The organism is Streptomyces sp. SudanB25_2051, assembly GCF_964272635.1.
In the GTDB taxonomy this organism is placed as follows: Bacteria; Actinomycetota; Actinomycetes; order Streptomycetales; family Streptomycetaceae; genus Streptomyces.
The window spans coordinates 3,480,137-3,503,184 of the sequence record NZ_OZ186787.1 but is presented as its reverse complement, the minus strand read 5'-3'; the positions used below and the strand labels follow the sequence as shown (position 1 = coordinate 3,503,184).

Genomic DNA, 23,048 nt, shown 5'->3' with positions numbered 1-23,048 from the left:
CAGCTCCGGCGCCCGCAGAGGATGCGTCTCCTGATGTCCACTCACCCCACCGCGCACCCGGCGCGGACAGCAGTACGGCAGCGGCAGCAGTCGTCGTTCGAGGAGGCGTACCCGTCATGAGCTTCGGCGACGAGTACGAGGGCGGGAGCGGCCGGGGCAGGGGCGGCCGGGGCGGCACGGGCCGGACCCGTACCCGCCTCCCGGAGAACGAGGCCGCGGACACGTACGGCGACGGGTTCGGTGACGGCTTCGGCGGCCCGGCGCGGCGCCCACCGCGCACCTCCCGCTCGCTGGTGACCGTCGTCGGGGTGGTCGTCCTGCTGATCGCCGCGATCGCCTTCGCGAACCGGCAGGGCGACGGCGACAGCGACGGCACCGCGAAGGCCCCCCGCGAGGGCGCCGCGCCCACGGCCGCCACCGGCACGAAACCCATCACCGGCAAGAACGGCACGATCCCGGCGGGCTTCGCCCAGGACGAGCAGGGCGCGCAGAGCGCCGCGGCGAACTACGCGGTGGCGCTCGGCTCCGCCGGCATGTTCCAGCAGGAGTCCCGGCACGCCATCGTCCGCGCCGTACACGACCCGGCCGTGGCCGACGGCCTGCTGGCGGATCTGGACAAGGCGTACTCCCCCGCCTTCCTCAAGAAGGTCGGTCTCAACGAGGACGGCACCACCCCTCCGGGCCTGACCTTCGTCTCCCGCACCATGCCCGTCGGCACCCAGCTGATCGAGATGAACGGTTCCACGGCCACCGTCGAGGTCTGGTGCACGGGGCTGGTCGGCATGGCCGGCGAGACGTCGACGAAGCCCGTGACGCAGAACTGGTTCACCATCACCCAGAAGCTCAAGTGGGTGGGCGGCGACTGGAAGATCCAGTCTTCGACCCAGGAGGAGGGGCCGACGCCGGTGAACGGTGACGACCGCGCCTCCACCGCGGACGAGATCGCCGAGGCGGTCGCGGGATACGGAGGCTTCACCTATGCCCGGTAAGGCCCGGCAGCACCGCCGCTCGCTCATCACCGCGCTTGGCGTGACCGGTGCGGCCCATGCGCTCCTCCTCGCTCTCCCCACGCGGGCGAGCGCCGCGCCGACTCCGACGCCCAGTCCGTCCCCGTCGCCCAGTGGGAGCAACGACCCCTGCGACCTCGTCTCGGGGCTCGCCCGTGATTACTGCGAAAGCGACAACCCCGGCAGCAGCTCCCGCTCCGTCAACCCCCTGGAGCCCGGTGACGCGGTCGACCCCCTCTCCTCCCTCGCCCGCGGCTGCGCCGACGCCGCCGCGTGGACCGTCGACAAGCTGAGCGCCGCCGTCGACAGCACCGCCGCCGTCGACTTCACGAACCCGCAGTTCCTCAAGCAGTACGCCGTCGTCTTCGCGGCCTCCACCATCCTGACGCTGGTCCTGTGGCTGCTGGCCGTCGCCAAGCGGGCCATCCGGGGCGTGGCGCTGAGCACGGCGATCTCCGAGGCCGTCGGGTTCCTGTGGCTGACGGTGCTGGCCTCGGCGTTCACGCCGCTGATCCTGCACACGGTCGTCTCCGCGACCGACGGCGTCACCGAGGTCATCGCGTCCGGCACCGGCGGGCAGACCGACGCGTTCTTCGGTTCGTTCTCCGCCGCGCTGAAGAAGGGCGACGACATCGGCGGCGGGCCGATCATGCTGATCGTCGTCGCGCTCGTGTCGATCCTCGCCGCCGGCATCCTGTGGCTGGAGCTCGTCATCCGCGCCGCCCTGCTCTACGTGGGCGCGCTGCTCGGGACGGTCGTGTACGCGGGGCTCGTCGACAAGAACATGTGGGGCCACGTCCGCCGCTGGGCCGGCATCATGATCGCGATCATCCTGGTCAAGCCCGTGATCGTGATCGTCCTCGGGCTGGCCGGGGCGCTGTCCTCCGGTGACGGCCCCGACGCGTTCTCCGCCGTCGTGTCCGGCCTCGCCATCATCCTGCTGGCCATCTTCGCGTCCGCCGCGATCTACCGCTTCGTACCGGGCTTCGGCGACGAGATCGCCACCGCCCGTACGAACCGCAAGCAGGCCACCGACGGCGCCCAGGCCGCCGCCGTCATCTCCTCCCCCGCCGCGCTGGTCTCGCAGGGCATCAAGACCCACAGCTCCCGCAACCACCAGCAGCAGGCGAGCGCCCCCGTCAGCGCCAACACCGTCTCCGGCGGCGTCGCCGCCCACAGCAGCCGAGGCGGCACGGCCGGCGCGGGAGGCACCGGAGCCGCCGCGCCCCCGCCCCGCAGCGCTCCCAGCGCCCCGGCGACCACCAGCAGCCCGCACACCAGCCGCGGCACCAGCAACACCGGTAACAACAACAGCTCAGGAGGTGGAGGGCGGTGACGACCCAGACCCATCCGATCACGCCCCGCCGCACGTATCTCATCGGCCGCGCCCGGCCGAACGCGATCATCGGCAAGAACCGCGAGACCGGCGAGATCGCCCTGATCATCGCCGGCGCGTTCCTCGGCATGATGTGCGGCCTCCTCGTCCCGGTCCTCTCGCTGCGCATCGTGCTGCTCGCCGGGTTCCCGATGCTCGCCCTCGCCGCCGTGTACGTGCCCTACCGCGGCCGCACGTTCTACCGCTGGTACGAGGTGAACCGCAGCTACAAGCGGGTCCTCCGCCAGGGCACCACGTACCGCTCCGCCGCCATGGAGGCCGGCACCCGCCTCGACGGCAGCGAGGTCGAGATCGGCCCCCCGCCCGGCATCGGGCGCATCAACTGGCTCTCCGCCCCCTTCGGCCCCGACGAGATCGCCGTACTCCTCCACGCCGACCGCCGCACCGTCACCGCGGCCATCGAGATCGAGGGCCCCGGCGTCGGGCTGCGCGACAGCGAGGACCAGGAAGCCCTGGTGGACCGTTTCGGCACCCTCCTCAAGCACGTCGCCAACGGGGACGGCTTCGTCACCCGCATCCAGATGCTGGCGCGCACCCTGCCCGCCGACCCCGACGCCCACGCCAAGGACGTCGCCCAGCGCGGCGACCCGAACGCCCCGCGCTGGCTCCTCGACTCGTACGACCAGCTGCTCTCCATGGTGTCGACCTCCAGCGAGCAGCACCGCGCGTACCTCGTCGCGTGCATGCACTACACGCGGGAACTGGCCGCCGAGGCCCACGCCATCGCCCGCGCCGCCCGCCACGCCGCGGGCGGCAGGCGGCAGCGGCTCGACAAGGACGCCGGGCTCGCCGTCGTCATGGCCCGCGAGCTGACGGACATCTGCGCCCGCCTCGCCGAGGCCGACATCCGCGTCCGCCAGCCCCTCGGCCAGTCCCGGCTCGCGTCGCTCATCCACTCCATGTACGACCCCGACCACCCGATCGACCACATCCAGGCCATGTCGAAGCGCAACGCCTGGCCGGCCGAGCTGGACGCCGTAGAGCCGACGTACCTTCAGGCGAAGACCCGCGAGTCGGCGACCCGCGCGCCCTGGTGCCACGCCACGGCCTGGATCAAGGAGTGGCCGATGACGCCCGTCGGGGTGAACTTCCTCGCCCCGCTCCTGGTCCACACCCCCGACGTGATCCGCACGGTCGCCGTCACCATGGACCTGGAGCCGACCGAGGTCGCCATCGAGCGGATGCTCACCGAGAAGACCAACGACGAGGCGGAGGCGAGCCGCGCCGCCAAGATGAACCGCACCGTCGACCCCCGCGACATCGCCGCCCACGGCCGCCTCGACCAGCGGGGCGAGGACCTCGCCAGCGGCGCCGCCGGCGTCAACCTCGTGGGGTACATCACGGTGTCGTCCCGCTCCCCCGAGGCACTCGCCCGTGACAAGCGGACGATCAGGGCGTCCGCCGGCAAGTCGTACCTCAAGCTGGAGTGGTGCGACCGCGAGCACCACCGGGCGTTCGTGAACACGCTGCCGTTCGCGACCGGCATCCGCCGGTGAGCCGGCCGCCGGCGGTGGACCGGCCGCCGCGGCGGTCGCCCGCGGGCCCGGCCGGCCGCCCGCGAACGGGACACAGGACGAGACGACGATAGGACGATAGGGGCCTGATGATGCGCGATCCGCTGTCCGTCCTCACCGACGCCTTCACCTCCTTCCTCTTCGGGAAGGTGGAGACCACCCGCCTGCCCGTCCGCACCTCCACCGGCCAGGCCCAGGCCGTCTACCTGCCGACCGCCGCGCCCGGCCTGGGCGACTCCGGCGTGATCATCGGCCGCGAGGTGTACAGCGGCAAGGGCTACATCTACGACCCGTTCCAGCTGTACGGCCAGCAGCTGCCCGCCCCGCACTGGCTGGTCCTCGGCGAGTCCGGCAACGGCAAGTCGGCGCTGGAGAAGACGTACGTGCTGCGCCAGCTCCGGTTCCGCGACCGCCAGGTCGTCGTGCTCGACGCGCAGGGCGAGGACGGCGTCGGCGAGTGGAACCTCATCGCCGAGCAGCTGGGCATCACGCCCATCCGCCTGGACCCGATGGCCGCCCTCGACGACGGCATCCGCCTCAACCCGCTCGACCCGTCCATCACCACGACGGGCCAGCTCGCCCTGCTGCGCACCATCATCGAGGTCGCGATGGGCCACGGGCTGGACGAGCGGGCCGGCTTCGCGCTGAAGGTCGCCCACGCGTACGTCAACGAGACGATCACCGACCGGCAGCCCGTCCTCACCGACATCGTCGAGCAACTGCGCCACCCGGAACCGGAGTCGGCGCACGCGATGAACGTCGACATAGACGATGTGCGCGCCTGGGGCCTCGACGTGGCGCTGGTCCTCGACCGGCTGGTCGACGGCGACCTGCGCGGCATGTTCGACGGGCCGACCACCGTCGGCATCGACCTCGACGCGCCGCTGATCGTCTTCGACCTGTCGCACATCGACCGCAACTCCATCGCCATGCCCATCCTCATGGCGATCGTCGGCGTCTGGCTGGAGCACACCTGGATCCGCCCCGACCGGAAGAAGCGCATCTTCCTGGTCGAGGAGGCCTGGCACATCATCAACAGCCCGTTCGTCGCGCAGCTGTTCCAGCGGCTGCTGAAGTTCGGCCGGCGCCTCGGCCTGTCCTTCGTCGCCGTCGTCCACCACCTCAGCGACGTGGTCGACGGGGCTGCGGCGCGGGAAGCGGCGGCGATCCTCAAGATGGCCTCCACCCGCACCATCTACGCCCAGAAGGCCGACGAGGCGCGGGCCACCGGGCGGGTACTGGGCCTGCCGCGCTGGGCCGTGGAGATCATCCCGACGCTGACGCCCGGCATCGCCGTCTGGGACGTCAACGGCAACGTCCAGGTCGTCAAGCACCTGATCACCGAGGCGGAACGGCCGCTCGTCTACACCGACCGCGCCATGACCGAGTCGGCCCCGCCCGAGCTGCCCGACGACCTGAAGGCCGCCGAGTGGGAGGCGGAGCAGCGTGCGGCCCTGATGGAGCGCCAGATGAACGGCTCGCCCGAGTCGACGGTGGCCTGACCGTGCACGGCACGCGGGACGTACGGGACGGGGGCGGCGCGGCGGGGCCCGGGGCGCAGCGGGGCGGCATCCCCGACGGGCTGCTCGTGGGGCTGCTGGGGTTCCTGCTCGGCATGACGCTGGTGGTGTGGACGGCGACCGGCCTGGCGGGGCTGTTCGCGCACGGCGCGTGGCCGCGCGGGGTCACCTTCACCCGCACTCCGCTGGCGCTGCGCCATCTGATCGCCGACCCGCGCGACCTGGCGGGCGCCTGGCCGCTGACGCCGGCCGATCAGCTCCCCGGGTACGGGGTGTTCTGGGGGCTGCTGATCGGCGAACTGATGGTCGCGGCGGTCCTGGCCGTGTTCGTGATCGGTACGGTGGCCCGCTGGCGCGCGGTACGGGCGGCCGCCCGCGCCGCCCGGCACGGCCACCCCGGCAAGGCGGTCGCCGTGCGTACGGCGTCCGAGGCGCCCGCGCCGACGGCGGCGCCCCTGACGGCACGGGACCCCGCACCCGTAGGCGCGCCGGAAGAGGAGCCCGTACGGGACGAGGTACCGGAGCCGGTACGGCAACCCGTACGGGACGCGGTGCCTGAGCCGGTACGGCAACCGGTGCAGGAGCCGGTACGGGACGGGCTGCGCGAGCCGGTACGAGAGCCCCGTACGGTCCTCGCGGCGCACCCCCCGGCCGCCGCCTTCCCCGGCCCCCGCACCGCCGCGCCGTGCCTCGTCTACGGCGACCGCGCCGCGCGCCGCCCCCGCGCCCTGCAGGCCGTACTGGACGCGGAAGGCCCCGCCCTCGTCGTCACGTCCGACCCCAGCCTGTGGGCCGACACCAAGGACGCGCGCGCCAAGCTGGGCCCCGTCCTCCTCTACGACCCCGGTCACCTCTGCGACAGCCCCGCCCGCCTCCACTGGTCGCCGGCCGACGGCTGCGAGGACACCGCCACGGCCGCCGCCCGCGCCGCCGCGCTCCTCGCCCCGGTGCGCCCCCGCGCCCGCGTGGACGCCGCGATCGCCGACACCGCCGAGACGCTGCTGCGCTGCTGGCTGCACGCGGCGGCGGTCGACGGGCGGCCGTTCAAGCAGGTCCACCGCTGGGCGCAGCACGGCGGCGCCGCCCACGAGCCGGTGCGTATCCTGCGCACCCACCCCAAGGCCACCAACAGCCACGCCGGTCTCCTGGAGTCCGCGCTCACCGCGTATCCCGAACGCCGGGACGCCGCGCGCGCCCTGACGGGCCGTGCGCTGGCCGCCCTCTCGCTGGTCCACATCCGCGAGGCGTGCACCCCGAACCGGACCGACACCCTGACCTTGGAATCATTCGCCGCCGAAGGGGGAACCCTTTATGTGGTGGGCGAACCGATCGAGGACCCCCGGACCGACGCCGGGGCGATGCCCCTCCTCACCGCCCTCGCCTCGCACGTGGTCGAGCACGGCCGCCGCATGGCCGCACGGTCATCCGACGGTCGGCTCGACCCACCAATGACCCTGGTGCTCGACGACGCGGCCGCCGTCGCCCCGCTCCCCGGGGTGCCGGAGCTCCTCGCGACCGGCCACGACCAGGGCCTCCCCACGCTCGTACTGCTCCGCTCACCGGAACAGGCCCGCGCCCGCTGGCAGACCCCCCTGGCCACACCGGCCCCCTGAGCCCCTGGAGCCACGCTCGTGGCCCCCTGAGCGCCCCGGCAGCCCCCAGCGCCTACAGCCCCAGCGGCCCGAAGTCCCCCGCGCACACGACCGGCCGCCGCATCTCGTACTCCAGCTCCAGCGCGCCCGGCTCGCCCTCCACCGGAACCGTCCGCCCCGTCGGCCGGAACGCGACCTTCCGGTACAGCGCCGCCGCCCGCCCGTTGCGCTCGTGGACGTACAGCCGCACCCGCCGCACCACCGGGTCGGTCAGCGACCACGACCACCGCCGCCCACATCAGCTTCTGCGCCACGCCCGCCCCGCGCGCCTCGGGCCGCAGATACACGCCCACCAGGTGCGTCTGGTCCTCCTCCGGCGTCTCGCCGAACACCACGCCGGCGCCCCGCCGCTCCACCAGAGCGGTCACCGAACCGACCCACCGCCCGTCCGGCGCGACCGCCACGAACTGCCGCGCCGAGCCGCTGCCCTCCGCCGCCCGCTCGGTCCGCTCCCGCCAGTACGCCTCCGGCCTGGCCGCCGCGTCCTCGTACGACTCCAGGAACGCGAGCGGCGCGTCCGGGTCCCGCAACGCCGCCAGCCGCAGCTCCCGCACCGCGGCCCACTCATCGGCCCGTACGGGCCTCACCTCGTAGTCCATCGTCATCCCCCGATCGTTCAGACCAGCCCGCCCCCGGGGCAACCCCTTAACCGCCGTCATACCCCGGTACCACTCCGCCGCCCGCGCTCCCGCCCCCGGTCCGACGCCCCGGGGCGCTCCGCTCCCTAGCGTCGACAGCATGATCCGGGCACATGACCTCACCAAGACGTACGGCACGAGAACGGCCGTCCAGGACCTCACCTTCACCGTCCGCCCCGGCACCGTCACCGGCTTCCTCGGCCCCAACGGCGCCGGCAAGTCCACCACCCTGCGCATGCTCTGCGGCCTGGACGCGCCGACCCGCGGCCGCGCCACGGTCAACGGCCGCGCCTACGCCGCCCACCGCGCGCCCCTCACCGAGGTCGGCGCCCTGCTGGAGGCCCGCGCCGTCCACCCCGGCCGCACCGCCCGCGCCCACCTCCACTCCCTCGCCCTCACCCACGGCCTGCCGCGCCGCCGCGTCACCGAGGTCCTGGAGCTGACCGGCCTGACGGCCGTCGCCGACCGGCGCGTAAAGGGCTTCAGCCTCGGCATGGGCCAGCGCCTCGGCATCGCCTCCGCCCTGCTCGGCGACCCGGCGACGCTCATCCTGGACGAGCCGGTCAACGGCCTCGACCCGGAGGGCGTCCTGTGGATGCGCACCCTCCTGCGCTCCCTCGCCGACGAGGGCCGCGCCGTGCTGATCTCCTCCCACCTCATGTCGGAGATGGCCCTCACCGCCGACCACCTGATCGTCATCGGCCGGGGCCGGCTCCTCGCCGACACGACGGTGGCCGACCTCGTACGGCGCTCCAGCGGCCGCACCGTCCACGTCGTCACCCCGCACGCCGCCGATCTGCGCCGCGCGCTCCTCGCCGCCCACCCGGACGCGGAGGTCACCGCGGACGGCCCCGAAGCCCTCGACGTACGGGGCGTGGAAGCACCGGACATCGGCCGCGCCGCCGCCGCGCAGGCGATCCCGCTGTACGAGCTGACGCCCCGCGAGGCGTCCCTCGAGGAGGCGTTCATGGACCTCACCCGCGACACCGTCGAATACCAGGGAGCAGCCGCATGACCACCACCGTCCCCGGCACCACGCCCCCGAGCGCCCCCGACGCGCGGGCGGCCGGCCCCTACGGGGTCACACCGGTCCGCGTCGTGCGCTCGGAGTGGTTCAAGCTCCGCTCGCTGCGCTCCACCCGTGTCACGGCCGCGACCGCGGTCCTCGCCGTCGTCGGTGTCGCCCTCCTGATGGGCGGCACCTACGAGTCGGGGGGCGGCGACGGCGACATCGACCCGGTCGTCCTGGTCCTCCAGGGCACGCTGCTGTCGCAGATCTGCCTCGCCGTCCTCGGCATCCTCGTCACGGCCGGCGAGTACGCGACGGGCGCCGTCCGCGCCACCCTGACCGCCGTCCCGGCCCGGCTGCCCGTGCTGTGGGCGAAGGCGGCCGTGTTCACCGCCACGGCGTTCACCCTCAGCTTCGTCACGGCCCTGATCGCCTACCCGTCGGCGCAGCTGCTGCTCGCCGACACGGACAAGGCCGGTTCGCTGGGCGACGACGGGGTGGTGGCCGCGCTCGCCGGGAACTCCCTGGGCGTCACGCTGGTCGCGCTCATCGCCCTCGGCCTGGGCGCGCTGCTCCGCTCGGTGCCGGGCGCGCTGGGCGCGTTCATCGGCGGCGTCGTGATCGTCCCGGAGATCCTCGGCGCCCTCCCGTACGGGTTCACCGACGACGTCCTGCGGTACTTCCCCACGCAGGCGGCGAACGCGCTCGGCTCGTCGACCCCGCTGCCAAGCGCGGCCGCGCCGGGCGGGGCGCTCCTGGCGCTGCTGCTGTGGGCGGGCGGCACCCTGGCCCTCGCGGGTGTGCTGCTGAAACGCCGCGACGTGTGACGGCGTCCCGTACGAGGATGGCGGCATGGAGGAACGCGCGGAAGGCGTCGGGGCGTTGACGGCGCGGGTGCAGTCGGTGCTGCACCGGGTGCGGGTGTTCGACCGGCGCCGCCCGCTGGTGTGGGACGCGCTGCTGACGGGCTTCTTCGTGGTGGCCGCGATGACCGACGCCCGCGGCGGGTGGCGGAACATCGCCGCGAACCCGGACGTGGCGCCGGAGCTGGTGGCGGCGGTGAGCCTGGTGTTGTCGCTGCCGCTGCTGTGGCGCCGCCGAAGGCCCCTGGCGGTGCTGGCGGTGATGGCCGCGGGGGCGCTGGTCAGCCAGTGGACGGGGGCGTTGCTGCAGGCGGCGCTGATCCAGCTGGTCGTGGTGTTCAACATCGCCCTGCGGCTGCCGCTGCGCCGGTTGTGGTGGGCGATGGCGCTGGTGCTGCCGCCGCTGGTGGTGGGTGCCGTGCGCTTCCCGCGGGGCTCGTGGGATCAGTTGATCGTGGCGCCGCTGTGGGCGTATGTGCTGGTGGCGCTGGGGGCGGTGGTCGTGCGGACCCGGCAGGAGTACACGGCGTCGCTGCTGGAGCGGGCACGCCAGCTGGAGGTGGAGCGCGACCAGCAGGCCCGGCTGGCCGCGGCGGCGGAACGGGCCCGTATCGCGCGGGAGATGCACGACATCATCGGCCACAACCTGTCGGTGATCACCGGCCTCGCGGACGGCGGCCGGTATGCGGCGGCGAAGTCGCCGGAGCGGGCGGCGCAGGCGCTGGACGGGATCGCGTCGACGAGCCGCCAGGCCCTGACGGAGCTGCGCCGGCTGCTGGGGGTCCTGCGCGACGAGCCGCCCGCGGGCACCGCGCCGCCGGAGCTGTCGCCGCAGCCCGCGCTCGCCGATCTGGACCAGCTGCTGGAGGGCGTGCGGGCGGCGGGCCTGCCGGTGCGCTTCACGGTCCGCGGCGAGCCGGCCGCGCTGCCGCCGGGCCGGCAGTTGACGGTGTACCGGGTGGTGCAGGAGGCGCTCACCAATACGCTGAAGCACGCCGGGCCCGGCGCGACGGCGACGGTGGAGGTGTCGTACGGCTCCGGTGCCGGCGTCGCCGTCACGGTCACCGACACGGGCCCCGCCGCGGGTGCTCCCCGCCCGGTGTCCGGCGAGCGTGCCGGGGGCCGGGGTCTGACGGGCATGCGCGAGCGGGCCGCCCTGTACGACGGCACGTTGGAGGCCGGCCCGCTGCCCGCCCCGTCGGGGGGCTGGCGTGTCCATCTGTCCCTGCCGAAGGATTCCGTGACGTGACGACCGTACTCATCGTGGACGACCAGCCCTTGCAGCGGTTCGGTTTCCGCATGCTCCTGGAGAGCCAGGACGACATGGTGGTGGCCGGGGAGGCCGGGACGGGCGCGGAGGCGGTGCGTCTCGCGGCGGAGCTGCGGCCGGACGTGGCCTTGATGGACATCCGCATGCCGGGCATGGACGGGATCGAGGCGACGCGTCGGATCGTGGCGTCGGGCGGCCGGACGCGGGTGCTGATCCTGACGACGTTCGATCTGGACGAGTACGCGTACGCGGGGCTGCGGGCGGGTGCGAGCGGGTTCCTGCTGAAGGACGCGCAGCCGGAGGAGGTCCTGTCGGGCATACGGGCGGTCGCGTCGGGCGACGCGGTGGTGGCGCCGCGCCTGACGCGCCGGCTCCTGGACGCGTATGTGCAGCATCTGCCTCCGGTGCCGGGTGCCGCGCCGGCGCCGGACCCGCGGCTGGCGTCGCTGACGGAGCGGGAGCGGGAGATCCTGACGGTGATCGGCCGGGGCTGGACGAACACGGAGATCGCCGAGCGTTTCCATCTGGCGGAGTCGACGGTGAAGACCCATGTGGGCCGCATCCTCGCGAAGACGGGCTCCCGCGACCGGGTGCAGGCGGTGATCCTGGCGTACGACGCCCGCCTGGTGCACCCGGAGGGGTAGGGATCGGGGCCTGCCTGGGCCCTTCACCCATCGAATTGACCCTGGAAATGCGGAAAGCCCCGTGCCATCAGGCACGGGGCTCCCCGTCAAAAATTGTTCGGCGGCGTCCTACTCTCCCACAGGGTCCCCCCTGCAGTACCATCGGCGCTGAAAGGCTTAGCTTCCGGGTTCGGAATGTAACCGGGCGTTTCCCTAACGCTATGACCACCGAAACACTATGAAGATATGAACTCAACCAGCCAAATGGGAGTTCGTTACTTCAGAACTAACACAGTGGACGCGAGCAACTGAGGACAAGCCCTCGGCCTATTAGTACCGGTCAACTCCACCCATCACTGGGCTTCCATATCCGGCCTATCAACCCAGTCGTCTACTGGGAGCCTTACCCTCTCAAGGAGGTGGGAATACTCATCTCGAAGCAGGCTTCCCGCTTAGATGCTTTCAGCGGTTATCCCTCCCGAACGTAGCCAACCAGCCATGCCCTTGGCAGAACAACTGGCACACCAGAGGTTCGTCCGTCCCGGTCCTCTCGTACTAGGGACAGCCCTTCTCAATATTCCTACGCGCACAGCGGATAGGGACCGAACTGTCTCACGACGTTCTAAACCCAGCTCGCGTACCGCTTTAATGGGCGAACAGCCCAACCCTTGGGACCGACTCCAGCCCCAGGATGCGACGAGCCGACATCGAGGTGCCAAACCATCCCGTCGATATGGACTCTTGGGGAAGATCAGCCTGTTATCCCCGGGGTACCTTTTATCCGTTGAGCGACGGCGCTTCCACAAGCCACCGCCGGATCACTAGTCCCGACTTTCGTCCCTGCTCGACCCGTCGGTCTCACAGTCAAGCTCCCTTGTGCACTTACACTCAACACCTGATTGCCAACCAGGCTGAGGGAACCTTTGGGCGCCTCCGTTACCCTTTAGGAGGCAACCGCCCCAGTTAAACTACCCATCAGACACTGTCCCTGATCCGGATCACGGACCCAGGTTAGACATCCAGCACGACCAGAGTGGTATTTCAACGGCGACTCCACCTGAACTGGCGTCCAAGCTTCACAGTCTCCCACCTATCCTACACAAGCCGAACCGAACACCAATATCAAACTGTAGTAAAGGTCCCGGGGTCTTTCCGTCCTGCTGCGCGAAACGAGCATCTTTACTCGTAGTGCAATTTCACCGGGCCTATGGTTGAGACAGTCGAGAAGTCGTTACGCCATTCGTGCAGGTCGGAACTTACCCGACAAGGAATTTCGCTACCTTAGGATGGTTATAGTTACCACCGCCGTTTACTGGCGCTTAAGTTCTCAGCTTCGCCTGGACGAATCCAAGCTAACCGGTCCCCTTAACGTTCCAGCACCGGGCAGGCGTCAGTCCGTATACATCGCCTTACGGCTTCGCACGGACCTGTGTTTTTAGTAAACAGTCGCTTCTCGCTGGTCTCTGCGGCCACCCCCAGCTCCGAGTGCAAGACTCATCACCAGGCGTGGCCCCCCTTCTCCCGAAGTTACGGGGGCATTTTGCCGAGTTCCTTAACCATAGTTCACCCGAACGCCTCGGTATTCTCTACCTGACCACCTGAGTCGGTTTAGGGTACGGGCCGCCATGAAACTCGCTAGAGGCTTTTCTCGACAGCATAGGATCATCCACTTCACCACAATCGGCTCGGCATCAGGTCTCAGACTATGTGTCACGCGGATTTGCCTACGTGACGTCCTACACCCTTACCCCGGGACAACCACCGCCCGGGCTGGACTACCTTCCTGCGTCACCCCATCGCTCACCTACTACCAGTCTGGGCCACCGGCTCCACCACTCCGTGCTTGTCCGAAGACGCACACGGCGGTTTCACGGGCTTAGCATCGCTGGGTTCAGCGCTGGCGCTTCAAAGCGGGTACCGGAATATCAACCGGTTGTCCATCGACTACGCCTGTCGGCCTCGCCTTAGGTCCCGACTTACCCTGGGCAGATCAGCTTGACCCAGGAACCCTTAGTCAATCGGCGCACACGTTTCTCACGTGTGTATCGCTACTCATGCCTGCATTCTCACTCGTGAACCGTCCACAACTCGCTTCCACGGCTGCTTCACCCGGCACACGACGCTCCCCTACCCATCACAGCGGGCGTTGGCCCTCATGCTGCAATGACACGACTTCGGCGGTACGCTTGAGCCCCGCTACATTGTCGGCGCGGAATCACTTGACCAGTGAGCTATTACGCACTCTTTCAAGGGTGGCTGCTTCTAAGCCAACCTCCTGGTTGTCTCTGCGACTCCACATCCTTTCCCACTTAGCGTACGCTTAGGGGCCTTAGTCGATGCTCTGGGCTGTTTCCCTCTCGACCATGGAGCTTATCCCCCACAGTCTCACTGCCGCGCTCTCACTTACCGGCATTCGGAGTTTGGCTAAGGTCAGTAACCCGGTAGGGCCCATCGCCTATCCAGTGCTCTACCTCCGGCAAGAAACACACGACGCTGCACCTAAATGCATTTCGGGGAGAACCAGCTATCACGGAGTTTGATTGGCCTTTCACCCCTAACCACAGGTCATCCCCCAGGTTTTCAACCCTGGTGGGTTCGGTCCTCCACGAAGTCTTACCTCCGCTTCAACCTGCCCATGGCTAGATCACTCCGCTTCGGGTCTTGAGCGCGCTACTAAAATCGCCCTATTCGGACTCGCTTTCGCTACGGCTTCCCCACACGGGTTAACCTCGCAACGCACCGCAAACTCGCAGGCTCATTCTTCAAAAGGCACGCAGTCACGACCCACATCCGAAGATGTGAGCGACGCTCCCACGGCTTGTAGGCACACGGTTTCAGGTACTATTTCACTCCGCTCCCGCGGTACTTTTCACCATTCCCTCACGGTACTATCCGCTATCGGTCACCAGGGAATATTTAGGCTTAGCGGGTGGTCCCGCCAGATTCACACGGGATTTCTCGGGCCCCGTGCTACTTGGGTGTCTCTCAAACGAGCCGTCAATGTTTCAGCTACGGGGGTCTTACCCTCTACGCCGGACCTTTCGCATGTCCTTCGCCTACATCAACGGTTTCTGACTCGTCTCACGGCCGGCAGACCGTGAAAGAGAGATCCCACAACCCCGCATGCGCAACCCCTGCCGGGTATCACACGCATACGGTTTGGCCTCATCCGGTTTCGCTCGCCACTACTCCCGGAATCACGGTTGTTTTCTCTTCCTGAGGGTACTGAGATGTTTCACTTCCCCTCGTTCCCTCCACTTACCCTATGTGTTCAGGTAAGGGTGACAGCCCATGACGACTGCCGGGTTTCCCCATTCGGACACCCCCGGATCAAAGCTCGGTTGACAGCTCCCCGGGGCCTATCGCGGCCTCCCACGTCCTTCATCGGTTCCTGGTGCCAAGGCATCCACCGTGCGCCCTTAAAAACTTGGCCACAGATGCTCGCGTCCACTGTGCAGTTCTCAAGCAACGACCAGCCACCCATCACCCCACCGCTATCGCGGCGAGTTCACTGGGGCCGGCGTTCGAAGGGCGAGCAACGCTCGCACCCTCAGACACCCAACAGCGTGCCCGGCACGATCTCCGCCACTCTTACTGTGTTCCACGCCGAAGCAGTACTAACAGAAGGCTTTGAAGAATCGCGCCGAATAGTCAACGTTCCACCCATGAGCAACCGTGCGAGTCATTCGCTCGCAGTCGGCTATGTGCTCCTTAGAAAGGAGGTGATCCAGCCGCACCTTCCGGTACGGCTACCTTGTTACGACTTCGTCCCAATCGCCAGTCCCACCTTCGACAGCTCCCTCCCACAAGGGGTTGGGCCACCGGCTTCGGGTGTTACCGACTTTCGTGACGTGACGGGCGGTGTGTACAAGGCCCGGGAACGTATTCACCGCAGCAATGCTGATCTGCGATTACTAGCGACTCCGACTTCATGGGGTCGAGTTGCAGACCCCAATCCGAACTGAGACCGGCTTTTTGAGATTCGCTCCACCTCACGGTATCGCAGCTCTTTGTACCGGCCATTGTAGCACGTGTGCAGCCCAAGACATAAGGGGCATGATGACTTGACGTCGTCCCCACCTTCCTCCGAGTTGACCCCGGCGGTCTCCCGTGAGTCCCCAGCACCACAAGGGCCTGCTGGCAACACGGGACAAGGGTTGCGCTCGTTGCGGGACTTAACCCAACATCTCACGACACGAGCTGACGACAGCCATGCACCACCTGTACACCGACCACAAGGGGGCACCCATCTCTGGGTGTTTCCGGTGTATGTCAAGCCTTGGTAAGGTTCTTCGCGTTGCGTCGAATTAAGCCACATGCTCCGCCGCTTGTGCGGGCCCCCGTCAATTCCTTTGAGTTTTAGCCTTGCGGCCGTACTCCCCAGGCGGGGAACTTAATGCGTTAGCTGCGGCACGGACGACGTGGAATGTCGCCCACACCTAGTTCCCAACGTTTACGGCGTGGACTACCAGGGTATCTAATCCTGTTCGCTCCCCACGCTTTCGCTCCTCAGCGTCAGTATCGGCCCAGAGATCCGCCTTCGCCACCGGTGTTCCTCCTGATATCTGCGCATTTCACCGCTACACCAGGAATTCCGATCTCCCCTACCGAACTCTAGCCTGCCCGTATCGAATGCAGACCCGGGGTTAAGCCCCGGGCTTTCACATCCGACGCGACAAGCCGCCTACGAGCTCTTTACGCCCAATAATTCCGGACAACGCTTGCGCCCTACGTATTACCGCGGCTGCTGGCACGTAGTTAGCCGGCGCTTCTTCTGCAGGTACCGTCACTTTCGCTTCTTCCCTGCTGAAAGAGGTTTACAACCCGAAGGCCGTCATCCCTCACGCGGCGTCGCTGCATCAGGCTTTCGCCCATTGTGCAATATTCCCCACTGCTGCCTCCCGTAGGAGTCTGGGCCGTGTCTCAGTCCCAGTGTGGCCGGTCGCCCTCTCAGGCCGGCTACCCGTCGTCGCCTTGGTGAGCCGTTACCTCACCAACAAGCTGATAGGCCGCGGGCTCATCCTGCACCGCCGGAGCTTTCCACCACCATCAGATGCCTGAAGTGGTCGTATCCGGTATTAGACCCCGTTTCCAGGGCTTGTCCCAGAGTGCAGGGCAGATTGCCCACGTGTTACTCACCCGTTCGCCACTAATCCCCCACCGAAGTGGGTTCATCGTTCGACTTGCATGTGTTAAGCACGCCGCCAGCGTTCGTCCTGAGCCAGGATCAAACTCTCCGTGAATGCTTCCGGGTTATCCCGGTGAACACTCGCGTTGAGCGGAACCCGAAGGAGGAATAGTCCTTCCGGTTCTCAGCGTCCTCGCTGTGTTTTTCAAAGGAACCTCGTCTCAGAGAGACGGGGTTATCAACATATCTGGCGTTGACTTTTGGCACGCTGTTGAGTTCTCAAGGAACGGACGCTTCCTTTGTACTCACCCTCAGTTCCCTGCGGGCTTTCCTCCGGGCGCTTCCCTTCGGTGTTTCCAGCTTAGCAGATCCCTTTTCCGTTTCTGCCACCCGCTGGAGCGGGCTGCCGGGCTGTTCTCCGCTTTCGCGTTTTCCTTTCCGGCGGTTCCGACTCTATCAGATCCTTTCGGGCCTGACTCCCAGTCAGCGGGCTTTGCCTTCCCGACCGTTGGGCCGTTCCGACGTTTCAAACTCTAGCTGATTTCCCCGGCCGCTCATAATCGAGCCGCTGGAATGAATTACGGCATGCCGAAATCCACCCCGTGAGGAGATCGTGCTTGGGTTTGGGTGCCGCTATTCGCGGCGGAGTGGCTGCCCCGGAACCGTCCGGCTCCGCGACAACCCGAAGAACTTTACGGACCGGGGAGGGTCGTGTCAACCCCCCTCCGGCGGCGGCCGGGCTGTCGCTCAGCCGTCCAGGTCCGTGAGCCGGCCGCCCGCGTCCGGCTGGGCGTGCTCCACCCTGCGCAGCAGGCGCGTGAGCAGCTCGCCGAGGACGCGCCGCTCGTCGCCGGAGAGGTCCTGGAGCAGGTCGCCCTCGAAGGCCGTGGCCATGCGCATGGCCTCCAGCCACTTCGCGCGGCCCTCGTCGGTCAGCTCCACGATGACCCGCACCCGGTTGTTCTCGTCGCGGTCGCGGGTGACCAGGCCCTCGCCGGCCATGCGGTCGATGCGGTGGGTCATCGCGGCCGGGGTGAGGCCCAGGCGCTTGGCCAGCTCGCTCGGCCCCATCCGATAGGGGGCGCCCGCCAGGACGAGGGTCTTGAGGACCTCCCACTCGGCGTTGCTGATGCCCAGCTCGGCGAGCTGGCGCCCGTACGCCACGTTCATGCGGCGGTTCAGCCGGCCGAGTGCCGAGACGACCTGCTCGACCTGGGGGTCGAGGTCGCGGTACTCGCGCTGGTAGGCGGCGATCTGCTCGTCGAGGCTCGGCTCGACGGTCGGCTCGTGGGCTTCGGGCATGCCGAGGAGTATCCCACGGCCCGCTTGGCTTCAAAGTCCTTCAATGTGTACAGTTAAGCATCGAACTTTAGTGTTGAAGTCTTCAGACTTCAGTCCTACGAACATGAAGTGGGTGAGTGTGTCCAAGGCGAGGGGCGCCGCGATGCGCCGGGTACAGGCGGGCAACGCGCTGAGCGCGTTCGGGCTCGGGTTCACCGTGCCGTATCTGTACGTGTACGTGGCCCAGGTGCGGGAGCTGGGCGCGGGCGCGGCCGGTGCCGTGCTGGCGGTGTTCGCCATGGCCGCTCTCGTCGTGCTGCCGTTCACCGGCAGGGCCATCGACCGCCGCGGCCCGCTGCCCGTCCTGGTCGGCGCGGCGCTGCTGGCCGCGGTCGGCGCGCTCGCCATGGGCGTGGCCGGCAGCGTCGCCACCGTGGTCGGGGCCGCCGCGCTGCTCGGAGCCGGTACGGCGGTGATGCAGCCGGCGCTGGCCACGATGATCGTCTGGAGCTCCGCGCCGGACGCCCGTACGCGCGCGTTCGCCCTCCAGTTCTTCCTGCAGAACCTCGGCCTGGGCCTCGGCGGGCTGATCGGCGGCCAGCTGGTCGACGAGAGCCGTCCCGGCAGCTTCCTGCTGCTCTTCTCCATCGAGGCGGCCATGTTCCTGGTGCTGGCGGTCATCGCCGCGACCGTGCGCATGCCCCGTACGCCGGCCATCGCGGGCGCCCGTCCCGCCGAGGCGGGCGGCAAGGGCGCGGGCGGGCTGCGGGCGCTGCTCGGCCACCGGGCGATGGTCCAGCTGTGCGTGCTGGGCTTCGTGCTGTTCTTCGCCTGCTACGGGCAGTTCGAGTCGGGCCTCGCCGCGTACGGCACGGAGGCCGCCGGGATCGAGCCGTCGACGCTCGGCATGGCGCTGGCCGCCAACACGGCCGTCATCGTCGTCGCGCAGTTCGTGGTGCTGCGGTACGTGGAGCGGGCGCGTCGTACGCGGGTCATCGCCGCCGTGGGCCTGATCTGGGCCTTCGCGTGGCTGATCGCCGGGTACGCGGGGCTGGGGCACGGCAGCCAGGCCATGGCGACGGCGGCGTTCATCACCACGTACGGGCTGTTCGGCCTGGGCGAGGCGATGCTGTCGCCGACCGTGGCGCCGCTGGTGGCGGATCTGGCCCCGGAGTCGGCCGTCGGGCAGTACAACTCGGCCTTCGCCCTGGTGAAGCAGCTGGCGCTAGCCGTCGGCCCCGCCGTGGGCGGGCCCATGGGCGCGTCGCTGCACGGGCCGTACATCGTGACCTTCGTGCTGTTCTCGCTGGGCATCAGCGTGCTCGCGGTGCGGCTCGGCCGGGGGCTCACCGCCGCGCAGGACCACCCGTACGCGGTGGCCCGGTCGAGGGTCGTCGTCCGGCACGCGCCGGGCGAGCGGGCCGTGGAGACGGCGGCCTGACCCCGGCGGGTCAGCCCGGGAGGGCGAACTCGCACCACACGGCCTTGCCACCGCCCGGAGTGCGGCGGCAGCCCCAGGACGAGGCGATCGTGGCGATGATCGAGATGCCGCGACCCGCCTCGTCCTCCGTTTCGGCGCGGCGGCGGCGCGGCAGATGGTCGTCGCCGTCCGTGACCTCGATGATCAGCCGCCGGTCGGTGCGGCGCAGGCGCAGCCGCATCGGCGGGGTGCCGTGCTGCAGGGAGTTCGCGACCAGTTCGCTGGTGGCGAGGACTCCCAGGTCGCGCAGCTCCACGGGGAAGCGCCAGCTGGAGAGCACCCCGGAGGCGAAGGCACGCGCGCGTGGCGCCGCTTCCACGCCGCCGAGCAGGTCGAGCGCGGCGTTGTGGAACAGCTCCGCGTCGGCGCCCGTGCGCGAGGGGTGCTGGAGGACGAGGACGGCCACGTCGTCGTCGTGGTCGGCGGCCACGCCCAGGGAGCGCAGCAGGCGGTCGCAGACGACGTGCGGGGCGCCGGTCGCGCCGGACAGGGCGCGCTCCAGGGCGGCGACGCCCTCGTCGATGTCCTCGCCGCGCCGCTCGACCAGGCCGTCGGTGTAGAGGACGGCGGTGGAGCCGGGTGGGAGGTCGATCGTGCCGGACGTGTGGAGCCAGCCGCCGGTGCCGAGCGGCGGGCCCGTGGGGTCCTCGGCGCGGCGGACCGTGCCGTCCTCGTCGCGTACGAGGATCGGCAGGTGGCCGGCGGAGGCGTAGACGAGGCGGCCCTCGTTGGGGTCGTGGACCGCGTACACGCAGGTGGCGATCTGGCTGGCGTCGATCTCGGCGGCCAGGCCGTCCAGCAGCTGGAGCACCTCGTGGGGCGGGAGGTCGAGGCGGGCATAGGCGCGGACGGCGGTGCGGAGCTGGCCCATGACGGCGGCGGCGCGGACGCCGCGGCCCATGACGTCGCCGATGACGAGCGCCGTGCGGCCGGCGCCGAGGGTGATGACGTCGTACCAGTCGCCGCCGACCGCGGCGTCCGCGCCGCCCGGCTGGTAGGTGGCGGCGACCCGCAGGTCGTCGGGCTGCTCCAGCTTCTGCGGGAGGAGGGAGCGCTGGAGGGTGACGGCGGTCTCGCGGTGGCGGCGCTCGCTGGCGCGGAGCCGCTCGGCCGCCTCGGCGTGGTCGGTGACGTCGGCGGCGTGGACCAGGACGCCGCCGCCCGGCTGCCCGGGGCGGCCGTGGTGCGCGGGGACGTCGACGGGGAGGCAGGAGACCGTGTACGAGCCGCCGCTCCTGGTGCGGCGGGATTTGACCGTCCGGGACTTGCCGCTGCGCAGGACCTGGTCCATCAGCGGGAGGAGGCCCAGCTCGTCCAGCTCGGGGCAGCTGTCGGCGACGGTGTGGCCGGGTGCGCGGGGCCCGAAGGCGGCGGCGTAGGCGTCGTTGACGTAGGCGACGCGGTGGTCCGTGCCGTACGTGAGCGCGACGAGTCCCGGCAGGTGCCCCAGGAGCTCCCGTACGGAGAAGTCCTCCAGCGCGGGGGGCGCGGGGTGTGCGCCGGGCGCGCACGGGTCGGCGGGCGCGCCGGGTGGCTCCGCCGGTTCGTCGTCGGAGCCGGGCGCCGGGCGCTCCCCGTAGGCGCCGCGGGCGGCCGGGACGGAGCCGTCACCGCGCTGCGCCGGCGCACCCGCGTGGTCGGTGCGGCGCGCGGCGGCGCGGCGCTGCGTACCGGGGAAGCGGGCGCTCCAACGCGTGAAGTTCACGGATCTCTTTGCCTCGTGGTGTCGTTGCCGTGGGGGTCACTCTGTGCAGGTGTGGGCCCACCTATGGTCACACGCCCAGTGTGACGGAGCGCACTGACAGCGGGGGCGTCAATCGGCCGCGCGGCCGGTGTCCCCGCGTCCCGGGGTCTCGCCTTCGACGCCGCCGCTGCGCGTGTCCCCGGTTCTGCCGGTGTCCGCCGCGCGGTCCGCCGCCGCGTCGTCGGTCGTGTCGTGGGCGCCCGGCGACGAGTCGGCGGTGACGGCCGTGTCCGGCGGGGGGCTCGCCGCCTGCGCGAACTCGGCGCGGGGGTGCTCCAGCGAGCCGAGGGAGACGATCTCCCGCTTGAACAGTCCGGCGAGCGTCCACTCGGCCATCACGCGTGCCTTGCGGTTGAAGGTGGGGATCCGGCTGAGGTGGTACGTGCGGTGCATGAACCAGGCCGGGTAGCCCTTGAGCTTGCGTCCGTAGACGTGGGCGACGCCCTTGTGGAGGCCGAGCGAGGCGACGGACCCGGCGTACTTGTGCGCGTACCGCCGCGGCGGGCGTCCCCGCAGGGACTCCACGAGGTTGTCGGCGAGGACCTTCGCCTGCCGTACGGCGTGCTGGGCGTTGGGGGCGCACTCGCGGCCGGGTTCCGGGGCGGTGACGTCCGGGACGGCGGCGGCGTCGCCGGCCGCCCAGGCGTGTTCGACGCCCTCCACGGTGAGGTGGGGGGTGCAGCGGAGGCGGCCGCGTTCGTTGAGCGGCAGGTCGGTCGCGGCGAGGAGGGGCGCCGGTTTGACGCCGGCCGTCCACACGACCGTGCGGGTGGGGAAGCGGCTGCCGTCGCTGAGGACGGCGACCCGGTCCACGCAGGACTCCAGGCGGGTCTCCAGGCGTACGTCGATGTTCCGGGCGCGCAGTTCCCGCACGGTGTAGCGGCCCATCTCCTCGCCCACCTCGGGCAGGATGCGGTCGCTGGCCTCGACGAGGACCCACTTCAGGTCCTCCGGCTTGATGTTGTGGTAGTAGCGCGACGTGTAGCGGGCCATGTCCTCCAGCTCGCCCAGCGCCTCGACGCCGGCGTATCCGCCGCCGACGAAGACGAAGGTGAGCGCGGCGTCGCGGATGGCGGGGTCGCGGGTGGAGGAGGCGATGTCCATCTGCTCGATGACGTGGTTGCGCAGCCCGATGGCCTCCTCGACCGTCTTGAAGCCGATGCCGTGGTCGGCGAGGCCGGGGACGGGCAGGGTGCGCGAGATGGAGCCGGGGGCGAGGACCAGCTCGTCGTAGCCGAGTTCCAGCGGGCCCGCGCCCTCCTCCTCGGTGGCGAGGGTGGCGACCACGGCGGTGCGCTTGGCGTGGTCGATGGAGGTGACCTCGCCGATGACGATCCGGCAGTGGTCCAGGACGCGCCGCAGTGGTACGACGACGTGGCGGGGGGAGATGTTCCCGGCCGCCGCCTCGGGCAGGAACGGCTGGTACGTCATGTAGGGGTCGGGGGTGACCACGACCACTTCGACCGCGCCGCTCCTCATCTCGGCTCTGAGCTGCCGCTGGAGGTGCAGGGCGGTGTACATGCCGACGTAGCCACCGCCGACGACGAGAACGCGCACGCGTGCCGGGGATTCGTCGGTTCCCCTCGGGATTGCAGCCGTCACCATCCCATGACGCAACGGCCCCGGTGGTTTGTCCACAGGCCCGACCGGATTGTGTGACTGGAAGTGCGGGCGGGAGCGGGGTGCAGACAGGGCTGCGGGAAGAGGGGATTCCGCAGGTCGGAGGGGGTTTGGAGGGGTCCGTGCGGGTGGGGAAACAGGAGTCTTCCGGGCCTTGCTCCGATCGGGGGGCGCACCGGACGGAACTACCCCTTCTGAATTGACTGCCTCTCAACTATGTTCGTATCTCACCGGGGTGCCGGGGCCGACGCGTGTGACCTGATCGTCGGCAGGCCGGGCAACCCGGACGTCAGGGCGGGGAGT

General features: G+C 69.8%; 13 protein-coding genes, 3 rRNA genes and 1 pseudogene. 10 read left to right on the top strand and 7 right to left on the bottom strand.

What is annotated here, in order from left to right; genetic code table 11:
• Positions 1-116 precede the first annotated feature (116 nt).
• The 5 genes from ACSUPT_RS15630 (at position 117) to ACSUPT_RS15610 (ending at position 7,050) form a co-directional block, all read left to right on the top strand.
• On the top strand, positions 117-989 hold the full coding sequence (locus ACSUPT_RS15630) for a hypothetical protein (protein ID WP_436944679.1): 873 nt from the start codon (positions 117-119) through the stop codon (positions 987-989).
• A complete protein-coding gene (locus tag ACSUPT_RS15625) occupies positions 979-2,343 on the top strand; it encodes a hypothetical protein (RefSeq protein WP_436944678.1) in 1,365 nt (454 codons plus the stop codon). Before ACSUPT_RS15630 ends, ACSUPT_RS15625 begins: the two co-directional genes overlap by 11 nt.
• On the top strand, positions 2,340-3,899 hold the full coding sequence (locus ACSUPT_RS15620; RefSeq protein WP_351963823.1) for an SCO6880 family protein: 1,560 nt from the start codon (positions 2,340-2,342) through the stop codon (positions 3,897-3,899). Before ACSUPT_RS15625 ends, ACSUPT_RS15620 begins: the two co-directional genes overlap by 4 nt.
• Before the next feature lie 110 nt (positions 3,900-4,009).
• Entirely contained in the window at positions 4,010-5,419 is a 1,410-nt protein-coding gene (locus ACSUPT_RS15615) for an ATP-binding protein (RefSeq protein ID WP_351964066.1), read from the top strand.
• Positions 5,420-5,421: 2 nt separating this feature from the next.
• On the top strand, positions 5,422-7,050 hold the full coding sequence (locus ACSUPT_RS15610; RefSeq protein WP_436944676.1) for a type VI secretion protein: 1,629 nt from the start codon (positions 5,422-5,424) through the stop codon (positions 7,048-7,050).
• 52 nt (positions 7,051-7,102) lie between these two features.
• Here ACSUPT_RS15610 and ACSUPT_RS15605 read toward each other — a convergent pair.
• A pseudogene (locus ACSUPT_RS15605) lies at positions 7,103-7,688 on the bottom strand (N-acetyltransferase family protein).
• A 139-nt stretch (positions 7,689-7,827) separates the two neighbouring features.
• Between ACSUPT_RS15605 and ACSUPT_RS15600 the strand changes: the two are divergent.
• From ACSUPT_RS15600 to ACSUPT_RS15585, 4 genes are read left to right on the top strand one after another with little or no spacing between them, the layout of a single operon-like run.
• Entirely contained in the window at positions 7,828-8,742 is a 915-nt protein-coding gene (locus tag ACSUPT_RS15600) for an ABC transporter ATP-binding protein (protein WP_436944674.1), read from the top strand.
• The gene (locus ACSUPT_RS15595; protein ID WP_436944672.1) at positions 8,739-9,563 is read left to right on the top strand and encodes an ABC transporter permease; all 825 of its coding nucleotides are present in this window, start codon (positions 8,739-8,741) and stop codon (positions 9,561-9,563) included. The genes ACSUPT_RS15600 and ACSUPT_RS15595 overlap by 4 nt, the downstream gene beginning before the upstream one ends.
• 25 nt (positions 9,564-9,588) lie before the next feature.
• Positions 9,589-10,848: a sensor histidine kinase gene (locus tag ACSUPT_RS15590; protein WP_399219488.1), complete on the top strand. Its 1,260-nt coding sequence runs from the start codon at positions 9,589-9,591 to the stop codon at positions 10,846-10,848.
• Positions 10,845-11,513 carry a response regulator transcription factor gene (locus tag ACSUPT_RS15585; RefSeq protein ID WP_351963819.1) on the top strand — a complete coding sequence of 223 codons (669 nt, stop codon included), beginning with the start codon at positions 10,845-10,847 and terminating at the stop codon, positions 11,511-11,513. The genes ACSUPT_RS15590 and ACSUPT_RS15585 overlap by 4 nt, the downstream gene beginning before the upstream one ends.
• Before the next feature lie 95 nt (positions 11,514-11,608).
• On the opposite strand, the gene rrf is transcribed toward ACSUPT_RS15585, so the two are convergent.
• From rrf to ACSUPT_RS15565, 4 genes are all read right to left on the bottom strand, one after another.
• Positions 11,609-11,725 (bottom strand): 5S ribosomal RNA (rrf, locus tag ACSUPT_RS15580).
• A 77-nt stretch (positions 11,726-11,802) separates the two neighbouring features.
• Positions 11,803-14,925 (bottom strand): 23S ribosomal RNA (locus ACSUPT_RS15575).
• A 282-nt stretch (positions 14,926-15,207) separates the two neighbouring features.
• Positions 15,208-16,735: ribosomal RNA gene (locus tag ACSUPT_RS15570) — 16S ribosomal RNA — on the bottom strand.
• The 16S, 23S and 5S rRNA genes sit together here, the layout of an rRNA operon.
• Positions 16,736-17,367: 632 nt before the next feature.
• Complete coding sequence (locus tag ACSUPT_RS15565) at positions 17,368-17,922, bottom strand: MarR family winged helix-turn-helix transcriptional regulator (RefSeq protein WP_351966924.1); 555 nt, start codon at positions 17,920-17,922, stop codon at positions 17,368-17,370.
• 142 nt (positions 17,923-18,064) lie between these two features.
• On the opposite strand from ACSUPT_RS15565, the gene ACSUPT_RS15560 reads away from it, so the two are divergent.
• Positions 18,065-19,342, top strand: coding sequence for an MFS transporter (locus ACSUPT_RS15560; protein WP_436946220.1), 1,278 nt, complete (start codon positions 18,065-18,067; stop codon positions 19,340-19,342).
• Between the two features lie 10 nt (positions 19,343-19,352).
• On the opposite strand, the gene ACSUPT_RS15555 is transcribed toward ACSUPT_RS15560, so the two are convergent.
• Positions 19,353-21,086 (bottom strand): ATP-binding SpoIIE family protein phosphatase, encoded by a 1,734-nt coding sequence (locus ACSUPT_RS15555; protein WP_436944670.1) that lies wholly within the window; start codon positions 21,084-21,086, stop codon positions 19,353-19,355.
• A 108-nt stretch (positions 21,087-21,194) separates the two neighbouring features.
• The gene (locus ACSUPT_RS15550) at positions 21,195-22,730 is read right to left on the bottom strand and encodes an NAD(P)/FAD-dependent oxidoreductase (RefSeq protein WP_351966926.1); all 1,536 of its coding nucleotides are present in this window, start codon (positions 22,728-22,730) and stop codon (positions 21,195-21,197) included.
• Between the last annotated feature and the right edge of the window lie 318 nt (positions 22,731-23,048).

Excerpts from the sequence above, each read along its gene's own strand:
- ACSUPT_RS15565 (WP_351966924.1), bottom strand. The coding sequence starts at position 17,922 with ATGCCCGAAGCCCACGAGCCGACCGTCGAGCCGAGCCTCGACGAGCAG.
- ACSUPT_RS15590 (WP_399219488.1), top strand. The coding sequence starts at position 9,589 with ATGGAGGAACGCGCGGAAGGCGTCGGGGCGTTGACGGCGCGGGTGCAG.
- ACSUPT_RS15595 (WP_436944672.1), top strand. The coding sequence starts at position 8,739 with ATGACCACCACCGTCCCCGGCACCACGCCCCCGAGCGCCCCCGACGCG.
- ACSUPT_RS15630 (WP_436944679.1), top strand. The coding sequence starts at position 117 with ATGAGCTTCGGCGACGAGTACGAGGGCGGGAGCGGCCGGGGCAGGGGC.
- ACSUPT_RS15615 (WP_351964066.1), top strand. The coding sequence starts at position 4,010 with ATGCGCGATCCGCTGTCCGTCCTCACCGACGCCTTCACCTCCTTCCTC.
- ACSUPT_RS15550 (WP_351966926.1), bottom strand. The coding sequence starts at position 22,730 with ATGGTGACGGCTGCAATCCCGAGGGGAACCGACGAATCCCCGGCACGC.
- ACSUPT_RS15625 (WP_436944678.1), top strand. The coding sequence starts at position 979 with ATGCCCGGTAAGGCCCGGCAGCACCGCCGCTCGCTCATCACCGCGCTT.
- ACSUPT_RS15560 (WP_436946220.1), top strand. The coding sequence starts at position 18,065 with ATGCGCCGGGTACAGGCGGGCAACGCGCTGAGCGCGTTCGGGCTCGGG.
- ACSUPT_RS15600 (WP_436944674.1), top strand. The coding sequence starts at position 7,828 with ATGATCCGGGCACATGACCTCACCAAGACGTACGGCACGAGAACGGCC.